The sequence below is a fragment of the Archangium lansingense genome, assembly GCF_026626635.1.
Classification (GTDB): domain Bacteria; phylum Myxococcota; class Myxococcia; order Myxococcales; family Myxococcaceae; genus Archangium; species Archangium lansingense.
In genome coordinates, this window is sequence record NZ_JAPNKA010000001.1 from 11,010,006 (window position 1) to 11,023,436 (window position 13,431).

Sequence of the window (13,431 nt, forward strand, 5' to 3'; positions counted from 1 at the left end):
GAGCGTCCTCAGGTCCAGAATCCAGTCGGCTGCCCGAGGAGGGAGGCCCCGGCCTGACCAAACCACCCCTCAGCGGCAGCCGCATGCTGCCTGAAGGTGTAGATGTCACGGAAGCGCCTCTGCAACGCCGAGCCATCTTTGAGCGAGCTGGCCCCTCCGGCGCGATAGCAGGTTTCCACTACGTTCGAGGCAGTCTCCGTCACCCAAGCCAGGGTGGCGGACAGGCGCGGCGCCACCGCGGCAGCGGAGGCAGGGTTGTCCACACATGCGGCCCAGAACTCATCGGCCGTGGAGTACAGGAGCGCCCGAGCAGCCCGCACACTCGTGTCCACACGGCCGAGCTCGAGCTGAAAGACAGGGGATTCGCTGAGCGGGACGCGGGCGTACATGCGCCGCTTGCCCGTGGTGACGAGCTTCACCAGCTCATCCACCGCGCCCTGAGCGATGCCCAGCGACACCGCGCCCATGTGCAACACGAAGTGCAACACCGGCGCGACGAAGCCCGGCCCCGGCACCTGGGACGCGCCGAAGAAGATGTCGAAGGTGTTCTCCTCGGGGCAGAAGGCGCCCTCCAGCGCGAGGTCATGGCTGCCCGTGCCCCTCAATCCGAGCGCGTTCCAGGTGTCGATGATGCGCACCTCTCGGGCCGGGAGGAGCATGGCGCGTGTCAGAGGCACGCCCGGCACGGGGCCAGGGCGAGGCTGGCCGTCCTGCATGACGACGCAGTTGGCGAACAACCAGTCGCAATGCTCGCAACCACTGGCGAAGCCCCAACGCCCGGTGACGCGGTAGCCCCCCTTCTCCACCACGGCCTGTCCCTGCGCGTTGAAGGCGCCGCCCATGATGACGTCTGGCCCGGCCGAGTAGATGGCATCGAAGCGCTCGCGCGACAGCAGCGCGAAGAGGTGCGGGCTCTCCATGCCAATCATCGTCGTCCAGCCCGCCGCCCCGTCCGCTCGGGCGAGTGTCTCCAACACCTCGCAGCCGGTCCGCAGATCCACCTCGTCGCCACCGTGACTGCGGGGCACAAAGGCCCGGAAAAACCCCGCCTGCTTGAACTGGCCGAGCAGGTCCATCGGCAATCGCCGTCCCGACTCGATGTCGCCAGCTCGGGCGGCAATCACCGGAGCCAGGTCACACGCGGCCTGCAGCACCTTCGTCGCCTCAGCACTCCTCATGCGTCACTCCTCCTCGCGGGCGCAGGAGCCCCCCCAAGCGCCTGTTCTGATGCGGAGTGACACTTACCTGCGGGGGTGTGACGGGGGCGTGACCGGGCCCCCAGCACAAGGGCCTACTCAGCGCGCAAGGAGACGGCCGGGTACGCGCCACCGCCACCAGCGTGAAGCCCAGCACGGGCCACAGCAGCATGGGGGCATCAGGCCGCTTCCAGGACGCGGGACACGGCCGCTACGTAGCGCTGCCACGCCTGCGTCTCGGCCCTCAGGTGAGCCCGCCCCGCCGAGGTGAGCCGATAGAACTTCGCCCGCCGGTTGTTCTCCGACAGGCCCCACTCCGCCTCCAGCAGGCCCCGCTTCTCCAGCCGGTGCAGCGCCGGGTAGAGCGCCCCCTCCTCCACCTTCAGCTCCTCCCCGCTCCGCTCGCGAACCAGCTCCGCCACCGCGTACCCGTGCAACGGGCCCCACGACAGGCTCTTGAGAATCAACACGTCCAGCGTGCCCTGCACCAACTCCAGCGAGCTGCCCGCCATGTAGCCATTCCCCTCAGATGCTCAGGGGAACATCGCGCACGCTCCCCTCAGATGTTGAGGGAAGTGTCGCGCGGGCTTCCCTAAGCTGTCAAGGGGAGCACCCGGAAGCGCTGGCACGCTCTCGTTTCATGCGCTGTACGGTTGGGAGGGACGGAGGGACCATACGGATTGTCAGCCCCCCTGCCCCGTGGAAACCTGCCCGCGGGAGCCAAGGGAGGTGGGCGCATGGACTTCATCACCATCGACAAGCAGGGGGAGAAGGTCAAACTCGACAGCATCCCCACGGAGCCGCCGAAGAAGTCGGACCGGGACGCGGCGAAGCAGGAGCTCGAGGCGCTGGGCGAGGAACTTTTCGACCTGCAGGATCTCCTCTGGGGCGCGCGTATGAACTCGGTCCTCATCGTCCTCCAGGGCCGCGACACCGCCGGGAAGGACGGGACCATCAAGCACGTGGCGGGCTACCTCAATCCGCGGGGCGTCTACGTCAGCTCCTTCGGCGTTCCCACCGAAGAGGAGCGGGAGCACGACTTCCTCTGGCGCATCCACCGTCATGCGCCGCGCAAGGGCGAGCTGGCCATCTTCAACCGCTCTCACTACGAGGACGTGCTCGTCGTGCGCGTGCACGGACTCGTCCCCGAGTCCCTCTGGAAGGAGCGCTACGGGCACATCCGCGACTTCGAGGAGATGCTCGCCGAGCACGGGACCATCATCCTCAAGTACTTCCTCCACATCAGTCGCGAGGAGCAGGAGCAGCGTCTGCTGGCCCGAGAGCAGGTCCCGCGCAAGGCCTGGAAGATCAACGCCGGAGACTGGGAGGACCGGGAACACTGGGACGACTACACCCAGGCCTACGAGGAGGCCCTCTCGCGCACCTCGACGAAAAAGGCCCCGTGGACGATCGTCCCCGCGGACTCGAAGTGGTACCGGAACCTCGTGGTGGCGCGCTCACTCGTCGAGACGCTGCGGCCCTACCGCCAGGCCTGGCAGGACAGGCTCGACGAGGTGGGCGTGCGCAAGAAGGCGGAACTCGCGGCTTGGCGCAAGGGCCGATAGCACATGCCCGTCCGAGAGCTGTGGATCGAAAACTACCGCTCGGTGCAGACGCTGCGCTTCCCGCTCGCGCCTGTAACGGTGGTGGTAGGCCCCAACGGGAGTGGCAAGACGAACGTCTACCGTGCGCTGCAGTTGCTGCTCGCCGGTGCCGAGGGGACGCTGGCACGCACACTGGCCGAGGAAGGCGGAATGCCCTCCGTCCTGTGGGCAGGCCCGCGCCCGAGGGGAGCTCCGAAGTCGGCCCCGGTGCGGATCACCGTGGGTGTGCGGCTGGAGGACCTCGCCTATGAGCTGTCCTGCGGGCTCGTGCCGCCCCCACAGGGACCCTTCTCACTGGACCCGGACGTAAAGGAGGAGACGGTCTGGGTGCACGAGGGCAAGCGCCGGCACGTGGTGGCCGAGCGCAAGTCCCAGAGCGTCTTCGCGCGCGACGCGGAGGGCCACCGGGCCACCTTCGCGATGCAGCTGTGGAGCAGCGAGTCCGTGCTGGCGCAGCTCGCCGAGCCCCACCGCTTCCCGCTGCTGAGCGCGCTGCGCGCGGAGCTGCTCCGCTGGCGCTTCTACCACCACTTCCGCACCGACGCGGCCTCGCCCCTCCGCCAGGCCCAGGTGGGCGTGCGCACCCCCGCGCTCGCGCACGATGGGAGGGACCTGGCGGCAGCGCTGATGACCATCGACAACATCGGTGACGATCGGGCGCTGCACGCGGCCGTGGAGAGCGCCTTCCCCGGCTCGAAGCTGGAGCTGGACAGCGAGGACGGGCGCTTCTCCTTCCGCTTGCACATGCCCGGGCTGATGCGCCCGCTGGAGGCCACGGAGCTGTCCGACGGGACGCTGCGCTACCTGTGCTTGCTCGCCGCCCTGCTATCCCCGCGCCCCCCGCCCTTCCTCGCGCTCAACGAGCCGGAGACGAGCCTGCATCCCTCTCTGCTGGAGCCGCTGGGACGTCTCATCGCCACCGCGAGCAAGCAGGGACAGATCTTCGTCACCACGCACGCGCATGAGCTCGCCACTGCGCTGGAGAAGCACGCCGGGGCGTCCATCCTCCCGCTGCGCAAAGACTCAGGCGCCACGGAGCTTGTGGAGTGAGATGAGGGAAAATTGGCAGGCCGCCGAGGAGTTGAACCCCGCACGCCCGGATTTGGAGTCCAGGCTGCTCCCGGAGCGCGGCCTACATCGAAGAAGAAGAGTGGTCCCGGCAGGACTCGAACCTGCGGCCTCTCGGTTCGCAACCGGGAGGGAGCGGGTTGGCAGGGGTTGGCCACCCCTGTCACCGGCTCGCAACCTGCGGAAAGGACTGGGGTTCCGCAAGGGGCCGGGGCGGTGCCGGTTGGCACAGTTTCCACGGCTTCGACTGGCCGTGGTGCGCCCGTGGTGCGGAACGTGGTGCGGCCGGTGGGCCCGCCGATGCTCACGGTGCGCGAGGTGGCGGAAGAGCTGGCCGTGTGCCGCGCCACGGTCTACGCACTCCTCGAACGCGGGGAACTGGAGCGGGTGTGGGTCAGCCGCTCTATCCGCATCCCGGCCGCGTCGCTTGATGCTCTACTTGCCCGGGGGCGGCGTTGAGGTTCGGCCCGTGGTTCCCGGTTCCCGCCCCTATAGGGGGAACCGGAACCGCCTGATTCACCTCGCCGCTTGGCGGTTGTGAGCCTACTCGTATGGGCTCGTGAACCGTCCTTTGTGGTCCCGAGATTGGGGCAGCCTCTCGCGGGTTGTGGGCGTGTCACGCCACTTCCAGCCCTTGGCCCAGAAGATGATGCGGAGGACGATCACAAGCACCAGCAAGGCAACGCCGATCATGGCCCTAAGGGTAGGCGGGCTGCCGGGAGTGGGGCAATGGGGCTCGGGTGCTGCCAATCGCACTGCGGCCGGAACGGTATTGGATGTGATGCCGGGCGGCCTCCGGGGCCTCTGGTTGCCCCGTAGAGCCGCATTGAGGGGGCGGGCGGAGCCGGGAGGGAGCGAGTTGGCAGGGGTTGGCCACCCCTGTCACCGGCTCGCAACCTGCGGAAAAGGTGAGCAATCGGGCGCCCCCGCTGCCGTGCCTGTCAGTCGCCGACGGAATTGGGCTATCTCCACGGCAGGAGCGCTGGAACCCAGCGGCCTGCGGTTCCGTAGGACGCGACAGTTCGGTGGAGAGCTGCCGCGACCACGTGCCCAGCGACTTGGTAGTGCAGCATGTCGAGGGACCAAGGCAGAGAGTTTGAGCGCTCGTTGACCATCATGTTTTTGAGGCACTGGTCGAGGTTCTGCTCCCCGAATGGCGACAGGTAAGCAATGTCCGTCTTGGAGTCGGCGACGGCATCCCGGACGAGGATGATCGCGAGTTTCCGCTCAGGCGGAAGATGTGGCCACCACCATTCAATCCATCGTCGGATCTGCTCGCGCTTCCAGGAACGGTGAACGGCCCTGGCGATGACGACGGCGAGCCACGCCGGAGCGAGCCACCAGTTCTCTCGGCACCAGGAGAGGACGGAATCGACCATCCCCCGAGCCTCGCTCACCTTGGCGCCCTACGCCAAGCGTCGGAGGGCCTGGGGGCCCGCGTCGCAGAACAGAGCAGCGTTACGCTCGGCCCAGGTCACTGGATCGGAGACCGATGGAGCATCCCCACTCGCCCCATCGGCCGAACATCAAAGCCACCTACAGTGGGCTAGGGGGCGGCGGGCGGGGGTTCCTTCGATGCCCCACCCCGAACAACGGCAAGGGACCTCTTCGGCTCCCCTCCCTTCCCCTTCGGCTCCTTCGCCTTCCGTCTGCCGGGCCTCTTCGACCCCCTGGGCTCCCTCGGCACCTTCGCCTTCCGCTCCCTCGCCCTCTCTGCCTTCTCCTCAATGCTCTGCCAGACGGACCCATTGCCAACGGACATGTGGCCTCGGAAGTCATCGTAGTTGAACAGGAGTACATCCCCGTCAATGTCGCCCGTGAGCCTGGGGAGGGGAATCTCGTTGTGAGGCGCCGCGATGTTCATCGGGCTGTCCTCACCGCGCAGCACCCGACGCACGTGGTCGATGCGTGCCCCGATGAGAGCCAGGACGGAGAAGATGCACATGGGGGCGGCCTTCTCCATCGCCTGATCCATCAAACCTCCACGGGCTTGAAGGTCGCTAAGCATCTGAGCCGCTCGCGTAGCATCCCCGAGGGTGGACAACTCCAGGTCCAGGCTGATCACGTTCCGGTCTGAACCCTTGAAGGTCTCCCCGGTCTCTTCGGTCTCTTCGGTCTCTTCGGTCATGTAGGCGGTCCTTCCGTCGGTTGGTGCCTGACAGCATGGTAACTCACGTGTGGTGTAACTCAACAGTTGAGTTACCTGTGAGCTAATGTGGACTTGGCCGCCCAGTCAGGTCGGAAACATGCGAGTTGTGTAACTCTCAAGTTGACCCGGCCAATGTCGCCCTGTGCCCGCTGCTCGCAAGTCACCCCACTCTCACGGCCCCTCCGAAGTTCGGACGCGGAAGGATTTGGCCCCTGTCATCCGGCGGGAGCTGAAGCGCCTCGGCATGCGCCTCCGAGAGCTTCGGGAGAAGCAGGGGCTTACCCAGGAGCAGGCAGCCGAAGCAATCGGGGTCCACCCCAAGTCCATGCCGCGCATAGAGGGAGGCACCGCGAACCCCACGGTGGCCACCCTGGTTGCCGCGTCCGTGGCCTACAAGGTCCCTCTACGCGACCTGTTCCCTGAGGAAGAACAGGAAGCTTGAGCCAGCGGGAGAACTTGCGGAACCCAGGGGCACCGGATTGGGGTTCGGCAGAGGGAGCGCACGGGACACTGAATGGGACGAACGGGAGTCCCTCGCCGCTCCATGGCCCCCGAGGCCCCGAAAGAGGCCCAGCGGGGCGCCTGGAGGCCCTGGAGGGCATCGCTAGGGCTCGGCTGGGGCAGCAGTCCTCACCGCATCTTGGCAGCGGCAGCAGCCAGCTTTGCCCGCCGCTCCGCTTCCCTCTTCGGGCGCTCATAGGCGGCATCTAAAACCGCTTCAAAGGTCAACGTAACTGCGGCGTAAAGCTCCGCGTCCAGTACCTCTTGCTTGGAGATGTCGCCACCATTCGCGTGTACCGCCCCATTCCCGAGGCGATTCAGAACGTGCAGATCATCCTCGTGCAGTTGGTCAACCCACTTGGGGGCCTTACCAGCCTTTTGGTCACTGAGGAGTTTCCCGATCTTCGTGCCACAAGTGCCGTCGGAGTAGCCTTGCTGGACCAGCAGTTGCTCTAGCGCAGAACGGTACATGACGACGGCTGCACTGAAAGCGCCGACGTTCTGGGCCCGTGCAGCCTGATCTAGGTAGTAGCTGACTGCCGGTGGCGTATGCCGGGATGTCATGCCACCGCGAGTGCTGCGCAGTATCGCCAACGTGGGGCCCGTGGGGCCCTCGTAAATGACCGCAATGGAATCGGCTTTGCACTGCACGCAAGTAAGCCGGAAACAGGAGGGGACCAACTCCAGCGGGAGCTCATGAAACTCGCTCATCCACGCCTGCCTGATTCGCGGAGCAAGGTAGAGGCAGTGGATGGTCATGCGGCGGTGCCCCTGGCACTTCTCACAGTACAGGTCATAGTCGGAGTCAGGTGGGTCCTCGCCCTCCCTGAGGACCGGCTCCTTGTTCCTGATCTCCTCGATGAAGTCATCGAGCACATGTAGATGCGGCATACTTGAGAACCTCCCACGGTGGGGGAACAGCCTACTGACGATTTCCGGCCACGATCCTGACGTGTTGATGGTCACCAGGAAGCGCAGGTTCCTGGTCATGGGTCGCCGGGAGTTGCCTGACTTCAAGACCACTCCCTGAGATGGGTGTGGCCGAGAAGTTGAGGGGGGGAGAGTGCGCCGGTGGAGTCCACGGTCGCGCGCGTCCTGAAAAGACGGAAGGCCCACCAGTAGCGGCTGGAGGGCCCTCCTTGGAGGCGCGCCCTGGTGTGCGAGAGGGGCGAGCCGGTGAGCAAGAGGTAGCGCACTCCGGGGCGCGGCGCCAGAAGCAGGCGCGTGCGAGGAGCCCCCGTTGGAGGCGCTGCGCTTCGTGGTGTGCGGCCGGCCCGAGTGCCGGCAGGTGTTCTTCCTCTGCTCTGCGTGCGACCGTGGCCAGCGCTACTGCGGGCCGCCGTGCAGTCGAAGGGCGCGGGCGGAGTCAATGCGCGCGGCTGGTGCGCGCTACCAGCGCACCCGGGACGGACGGCACGCACATGCCGCGCGGCAGGCGGCCTGGCGGGAGCGGCGGCGAGAGAAAGTGACGCATCAGTCTCCCGCTGCCGCGGCGCGGACAGCCAGTGTGCCCGTCGCGCCGGCCCCGGCCGCCACGCAGGTGGCCGCGGAGCCGAGCGCAGCGAGGCCACTGCCGCATGCACCGCCGCCATCCATCCCCGCCTGCACCTGGTGCGGGCGTCAGAGTCCCTTCCTGCGCCACACCACCCTTGCGCGCACCCACGTGGGCCGGCGCTTCAGGGCTGCCCGTCCGCCGTGAGGTGGGCCCATGATTTCCCCCGAGCTCGCCGCCCGCATCCGCCGACTGCACTTCGCCGAGCACTGGAAGGTGGGCACCATCTGCTCCGAGCTGGGCGTGCACCACGACACCGTCCGGCGCGCCCTGACGCTCGAGCGCGTCAGCGGCACGGGGGTGAAGTCCGTCAGGCCCACGCTGCTGGATGCCTACAAGGGCTTCATCCAAGCCACCCTGGAGGCCCACCCACGCCTCACCGCCATGCGCCTCTTCCACATGGTGAAGGCGCGCGGCTACGTGGGTGGCCCGCTCCAGGTGCGCCGCTACGTGCGCACGGTGCGTCCCACCTCTCGCGCCGAGGCCTTCCTGCGCCGCAGCACGCTTGCGGGCGAGGAGGCCCAGGTGGATTGGGGGCACTTCGGCACGCTGCCCGTGGGTAACACGCGCCGCCCTCTGTGCTGCTTCGTCATGGTGCTGGGCCACAGCCGCGCCCTCTATGCGCGCTTCTTCCTCGACATGACGCTGGAGAGCTTCCTCAAGGGCCACGTGCTGGCCTTCCAGGCGCTGGGGGGCGTGCCGCGCGCGCTGCTGTACGACAACTTGAAGTCCGTGGTGCTCGAGCGCGCCGGAGACGCCATCCGCTTCCACCCGCGCCTGCTGGAATTGGCTGGCCACTACCACTTCGCACCCAAGCCCTGCGCCCCCTACCGCGGCAACGAGAAGGGCAAGGTGGAGCGCACCATCCGCTACCTGCGCGACTCCTTCTTCGCCGCGCGCACCTTTAGCGGCGTGGATGACCTCAACGCGCAAGCGGCGCGGTGGGCGGCCGAGGTGGCCCACGCGCGCCAATTGCCCGGCGACGTCACCGGGCGCACCGTCGCCACGGCCCTCGAGGAGGAACGCCCGCGGCTGCTGCCCCTGCCCGCACACCCGTTTCCCACGGACGTGGTGCGCCCCGTCGCCTCCGGCAAGACGCCCTACGTGCGCTTCGACTCCAACGACTACTCCATTCCACACACCCTGGTGAAGAAGCCCCTCACCCTGGTGGCCTCCGAGACACGCGTACGCGTACTGGACGGCTCCGAGGAGGTGGCCTCCCACCCGCGCTGCTTCGAGAAGGGCCGCACCCTGGAGCAGCCCGGCCACCTCGCCGCCCTCGCCGACGCCAAGGCCCGCGCGCACGAGCTGCGCGGCCGAGACTTGCTGCGCGCCTCCTGCCAGCAGGCAGAGGGCTTCCTCGCGGCCCTCGCCCAGCGCGACCTCTCGCTGTCACACCACACTGCTCAATTGCTGAAGTTACTTACGCTCCACGGCGCACGCGCCCTGGATGAGGCCCTCGCCGAGGCCCTGCGCAAGGGGGCGGTGAGCGCCCCCGCCGTGGCCCACCTCCTGGAGCAGCGCGCTCGCCGCCAGCGTCAGCCTCCACCACTCACCGTGGTGCTGCCGGATGACCCGCGCATCGCCGCCTCCCGCACCCGCCCCCACTCCCTCGCCGACTATGACCGCCTCCTTAACAAGGACTCCGCCGATGACGACTCCACTCGCTGACCGCCTGGCCTCCCTCGGGCTGCACGCCACCTCCCAGGGCCTCGCGGACCTCATCGCCCGCGCCACGAAGGCCAGATGGGGCGCTACCGAGTTGCTGGAGCACCTGGCCGACGAGGAGCAGAAGGAACGCGGCCGCAGAAGTCTCGAGCGGCGCCTGTCTCGCAGCCGCCTTGGCCGCTTCAAGCCCATGGCGGACTACGACTGGGGATGGCCCAAGAAGATTGACCGCGAGGCCGTCGAGTCCGCCTTGCGCCTGGATTTCCTGGAGCGCGCGCGCAACGTCGTCATTGTCGCCCCTCAGGGACTGGGCAAGACGATGATCGCGCAGAACATCGCCCACCAGGCCGTCCTCAAGGGGCACTCCGCTCTCTTCGTCACCGCCTCCCAGTTGCTGCTCGACCTGGGCGCCCAGGACACCAGCCGCGCACTGGACCGCCGCCTGCGCCACTACACCAGCCGCACCAGCCTGCTCGTCATCGACGAGATGGGCTACCTCGCCTACGACGCGCGCAACGCGGACCTCCTCTTTCAAGTCGTGGCGCGCAGGTATGAACAACGCTCATTGGTGATGACCACGAATCTGGCGTTTTCGGACTGGCCGACCATTTTTCCCAACGCCGCGTGCGCCACCGCGCTGATTGACCGCGTCATCCACCACGCGGACGTCCTCGCTATCGAAGGCGAGAGCTACCGCCGCCGCGAGGCCGAGGAGGCCGCGACGACCAGGAGGGCGAAGTCCAAGCGCTGAGCCTCACCTCGGACCGGGATGCCGGACCCCCGGCACACCTCCAGCGTCCCAGTCCAAATTTCCGCGTTTCCTCGTGAACGCCAACATGACGCACGACGGTTCAGCAAGGTCCAGTACATGCGCCCCCTTGGAACGGGCCGACGCCTCAGACTCCCTGCTCTCAGGCTGCTGACGCAGAGGGTACAAACGGCTCCAGTCTCCTGGGCTTCGTCTCTGCCCGTTGAACGTGTGCGCGGCTTGGCTACCTCCCCGCACCAGCGCACTGGAGGGGCCTTAGGCGACTGTGGGCATCAACCCCCGGCGGCCTGTCGCGGTAAAAGAGCGGCACGCGGGCACGGTCGGCCAGCCGGTCACGGTCCCCAGCCGTGGCAGCCCGCGCTTTGTAACTGCTCGCCGGCCCCCGTCATAACGAGAGGGGGCGTGACGTGAGACCTCCGGGCCACAAACCTGGAGGTGCACGTGGAGAAGGAGTTGGAGCAGTTCAGGCAGGAGGTGGAGAGGCTGCGAGCGGGGCGAAGGGGAGGCTCGGGCCCATTTCCGGAGCCGCTGCGCGCGTTCGCGGTGCGCTACCTGGCGTATGCCCTGGAGAAGGGCGACACGCTCAAAGCGGTGGTGGAAAGACTGGGGGTGTCGGAGCCGACGTTGCAGGCGTGGCGGAGGGGGCAGACGCCCGGCGGCAAGAAGACGCAGGGGAGTGAGCCGAGGGCAGCGCCACTGGTGCCGGTGGTGGTGCACCCTCGCAAGGAGGAGAGGCCGCCGTCAGCCGCTACTACCTTCGCGATAGTGTCTCCCCAGGGCTGGCGTGTGGAGGGGCTGGGCCTGGAGGAGGCGGAGAAGCTGTTGCGGAGGCTGACGTGCTGACGCTCACGCGAGCGGTGCGCGTGTACGCCTGCGCGGCACCTGTGGACATGCGCAAGGGCTTCGATGGACTGGGTGCCCTGGTGGAGCAGCAGTTGGGAGGGCAGCTTCTCAAGGGCGACGTCTTCCTCTTCGTCGGCCGGTGCCGTCGCCGCGCCAAGGTGCTGTACTTCGACGGCACGGGGCTGGTGCTGCTCACCAAACGCCTCTTCAAGGGACGCTTCGCCAGGCCCTGGGTAGAGGCGGGAGCGCCGAGCGTGGAGCTGACGGTGGCCGAGCTGTCGCTGTTTCTGGAGGGCTGCGTGCTGCGCGCTGCGCTCGCCGCCATCGAGAATCCCGGCACTGTCACGCTCCCGGCCAGCTCCGACTGACGTCTCCGTGCCTTGCTTCCATGCCTGCTGGGCTCATCCCCGCCCCTTCTAGACGGGGCGCGGCGAGCTGTTACGGTTGTGCTAGCCGCTCTTAGCTTCCGCAGTCGTCTCGGAACTGAAGCTGGTCGGGAGACTTCAGCTCGATTTGCGCGACGCCCTTGTAGCCTTTGACTTCGCCCAGGATGCAAGGCCGAGTACCAATCAGTTCTTGAAGGTCCGTGGGGAAGTTCGCTCTGTGGTTGCCCCAGATGACCAACGACAGGCGCCTACTGCTGGGGAACGGCGCACCGACCTCAATCCAGGTCGGATTTCCGCGCGTGTTCGACGGACTCTTGGTGACGGCAACCACCCGACCAGCAATGGCGCGGGTCCGCCCGATGTGCTCCCTTGCGGAATCCCAGTCGAGGGGGTTCTCACACGACAAACCGGGCACACCTCGGAGTTTCGGGGGCACGCTCGGCTTGTGCTGCGCTTCGGTGGATGACCCGCTGACGATTCCAAAACCCGCCTTTGCAGGACCGGCGTTCGATGGATGTACGACGGGGAGCTGCGCGTCCGGCGGGGGCAGCGGAGCCTCTGCAGCGTCAGGCAACGAGGAGCGCCGCAGGCGGTTCGACCTGGTGGACTTAGGCACCACCTTGGTCCCCGGTTCCCCGGTATAGGGGTTCACATTGCCGACAGTGCTCCAGTTGTTCCTGAAGTTCCCGTCAGGAGCGGACCGCATGTGAGGTGCGACGTAGGTGCCGTCCTTGCGGACGTACCCATTGACGTGGACAGGCCCAGACCCGCCCCCACCGCCCTTACCACCGGCCTCGGCCGGGACCGCCGCCAGAAGACCGGCAACCAGAACTGCGACGCGCCAGACCATCGAGGCCTCCTAGGCTCCACAAGGCGCGCAGTCTCCCTCCCCGCTTGACGCTGCGCAAGAGCCGCACTCCGCGCCAGCTCCGCCTTCAGCTTCGCTGCCTGTACTCCCACTTCCATGCCCAACTTCCTCCACCGAGGGGAAAGCTCGGGTCATGGTCACATCATGCGGCGGTCGTCGGGGAGGGGACAGGCGAGGAGGTACCGCGCTTTTTCGAGCCTGGGGTGCGCACTGGAGGCGCTATGGCATCAGAACCGAAGTGGGACAAGTGGCGGCGCATGGACTGTGCGCCCCTCTACCAGTTGGTCGCGTTGCTCATCCGTCTCGATCCGGAATCCATAGGATTCGAGGACGTGGAGCATTCCTGGGGCGAGAAGCGTTTTCGAGTCGAGGATGAGCGCTTCCTTGACTACCTGGAGATGGCGGAATCGAGCGTGAGAGCAGGAGCACTCTCCTGCCGTGTTACCAGCATCTTCCATCGAGCGGGCATGGATGAGGTCCTCATGTCGGAGTTCTTGAACTGGGCCCGGTCGAAAGAACTCCCGATTCCCCCTGAATTGGAGCCCCCGGAGCGCACAGGACCAACCTCCACCGGCGCAGCGGCCTCCTCACAGATTAAGGGCATCAAGGAGTTCATGCGGTTTTGCGAAGTTCGCGGGCTCGTGTTCGGCTCGGAGCGCGCAGCGCGCGCATTCATCGAGAAAGCCGAGATCAAACCCATCGACGACCACGCGAAGAAGGGGCGACGCGTCTACGACGCTGCGGCAGTGGAGCCCAAGGTCTTGGCCGAAAGCGAGCGGCGGAAGAACTGGCCCAAGTAGCCTCCGATTATCCTCCGTTCGCCCTCC

The 13,431-nt window shown here is 67.1% G+C and carries 15 protein-coding genes and 1 tRNA gene; 10 read left to right on the plus strand and 6 right to left on the minus strand.

Annotated elements, in window-relative coordinates; genetic code table 11:
* Positions 1–8: 8 nt before the first annotated feature.
* Together OV287_RS43975 and OV287_RS43980 are read right to left on the minus strand one after the other, a co-directional pair.
* The gene (locus OV287_RS43975) at positions 9–1,178 is read right to left on the minus strand and encodes an acyl-CoA dehydrogenase family protein (protein ID WP_267540034.1); all 1,170 of its coding nucleotides are present in this window, start codon (positions 1,176–1,178) and stop codon (positions 9–11) included.
* A gap of 197 nt (positions 1,179–1,375) precedes the next feature.
* Positions 1,376–1,708, minus strand: a complete 333-nt coding sequence (locus OV287_RS43980; RefSeq protein ID WP_267540035.1) for a PadR family transcriptional regulator — start codon at positions 1,706–1,708, stop codon at positions 1,376–1,378.
* Positions 1,709–1,933: 225 nt separating this feature from the next.
* Between OV287_RS43980 and OV287_RS43985 the strand changes: the two genes are divergently transcribed.
* Both OV287_RS43985 and OV287_RS43990 read left to right on the plus strand, forming a co-directional pair.
* Positions 1,934–2,761 carry a polyphosphate kinase 2 family protein gene (locus tag OV287_RS43985; RefSeq protein ID WP_267540036.1) on the plus strand — a complete coding sequence of 276 codons (828 nt, stop codon included), beginning with the start codon at positions 1,934–1,936 and terminating at the stop codon, positions 2,759–2,761.
* 3 nt (positions 2,762–2,764) lie between these two features.
* Entirely contained in the window at positions 2,765–3,850 is a 1,086-nt protein-coding gene (locus OV287_RS43990; protein ID WP_267540037.1) for an AAA family ATPase, read from the plus strand.
* A 13-nt stretch (positions 3,851–3,863) separates the two neighbouring features.
* Here the strand turns inward: OV287_RS43990 and OV287_RS43995 are convergent.
* A tRNA-Trp gene (locus tag OV287_RS43995) sits at positions 3,864–3,934 on the minus strand.
* Between the two features lie 150 nt (positions 3,935–4,084).
* On the opposite strand from OV287_RS43995, the gene OV287_RS44000 reads away from it, so the two are divergent.
* The gene (locus OV287_RS44000) at positions 4,085–4,327 is read left to right on the plus strand and encodes a helix-turn-helix domain-containing protein (protein WP_267540038.1); all 243 of its coding nucleotides are present in this window, start codon (positions 4,085–4,087) and stop codon (positions 4,325–4,327) included.
* A gap of 503 nt (positions 4,328–4,830) precedes the next feature.
* Here OV287_RS44000 and OV287_RS44005 read toward each other — a convergent pair.
* Both OV287_RS44005 and OV287_RS44010 read right to left on the minus strand, forming a co-directional pair.
* Positions 4,831–5,247: a hypothetical protein gene (locus OV287_RS44005; protein WP_267540039.1), complete on the minus strand. Its 417-nt coding sequence runs from the start codon at positions 5,245–5,247 to the stop codon at positions 4,831–4,833.
* A gap of 167 nt (positions 5,248–5,414) precedes the next feature.
* A complete protein-coding gene (locus tag OV287_RS44010) occupies positions 5,415–5,996 on the minus strand; it encodes a hypothetical protein (protein ID WP_267540040.1) in 582 nt (193 codons plus the stop codon).
* A 265-nt stretch (positions 5,997–6,261) separates the two neighbouring features.
* Between OV287_RS44010 and OV287_RS56585 the strand changes: the two genes are divergently transcribed.
* On the plus strand, positions 6,262–6,459 hold the full coding sequence (locus OV287_RS56585; RefSeq protein ID WP_373371873.1) for a helix-turn-helix transcriptional regulator: 198 nt from the start codon (positions 6,262–6,264) through the stop codon (positions 6,457–6,459).
* Positions 6,460–6,647: 188 nt separating this feature from the next.
* Here the strand turns inward: OV287_RS56585 and OV287_RS44015 are convergent, their stop codons facing one another.
* A complete protein-coding gene (locus OV287_RS44015) occupies positions 6,648–7,508 on the minus strand; it encodes a DUF4145 domain-containing protein (RefSeq protein WP_267540041.1) in 861 nt (286 codons plus the stop codon).
* Positions 7,509–7,887: 379 nt separating this feature from the next.
* Between OV287_RS44015 and OV287_RS44020 the strand changes: the two genes are divergently transcribed.
* The 6 genes from OV287_RS44020 (at position 7,888) to OV287_RS44045 (ending at position 13,404) form a co-directional block, all read left to right on the plus strand.
* Positions 7,888–8,217, plus strand: coding sequence for a hypothetical protein (locus tag OV287_RS44020; protein WP_267533275.1), 330 nt, complete (start codon positions 7,888–7,890; stop codon positions 8,215–8,217).
* 9 nt (positions 8,218–8,226) lie between these two features.
* The gene (gene istA, locus OV287_RS44025) at positions 8,227–9,741 is read left to right on the plus strand and encodes an IS21 family transposase (protein WP_267540042.1); all 1,515 of its coding nucleotides are present in this window, start codon (positions 8,227–8,229) and stop codon (positions 9,739–9,741) included.
* Positions 9,722–10,489: an IS21-like element helper ATPase IstB gene (gene istB, locus OV287_RS44030; protein WP_267533277.1), complete on the plus strand. Its 768-nt coding sequence runs from the start codon at positions 9,722–9,724 to the stop codon at positions 10,487–10,489. The genes istA and istB overlap by 20 nt, the downstream gene beginning before the upstream one ends.
* Before the next feature lie 459 nt (positions 10,490–10,948).
* Positions 10,949–11,350 carry a hypothetical protein gene (locus tag OV287_RS44035; RefSeq protein WP_267540043.1) on the plus strand — a complete coding sequence of 134 codons (402 nt, stop codon included), beginning with the start codon at positions 10,949–10,951 and terminating at the stop codon, positions 11,348–11,350.
* Complete coding sequence (tnpB, locus tag OV287_RS44040) at positions 11,344–11,718, plus strand: IS66 family insertion sequence element accessory protein TnpB (RefSeq protein ID WP_267540044.1); 375 nt, start codon at positions 11,344–11,346, stop codon at positions 11,716–11,718. The genes OV287_RS44035 and tnpB overlap by 7 nt, the downstream gene beginning before the upstream one ends.
* Positions 11,719–12,825: 1,107 nt before the next feature.
* A complete protein-coding gene (locus OV287_RS44045; protein ID WP_267540045.1) occupies positions 12,826–13,404 on the plus strand; it encodes a hypothetical protein in 579 nt (192 codons plus the stop codon).
* The last annotated feature ends 27 nt before the right edge of the window (positions 13,405–13,431 follow it).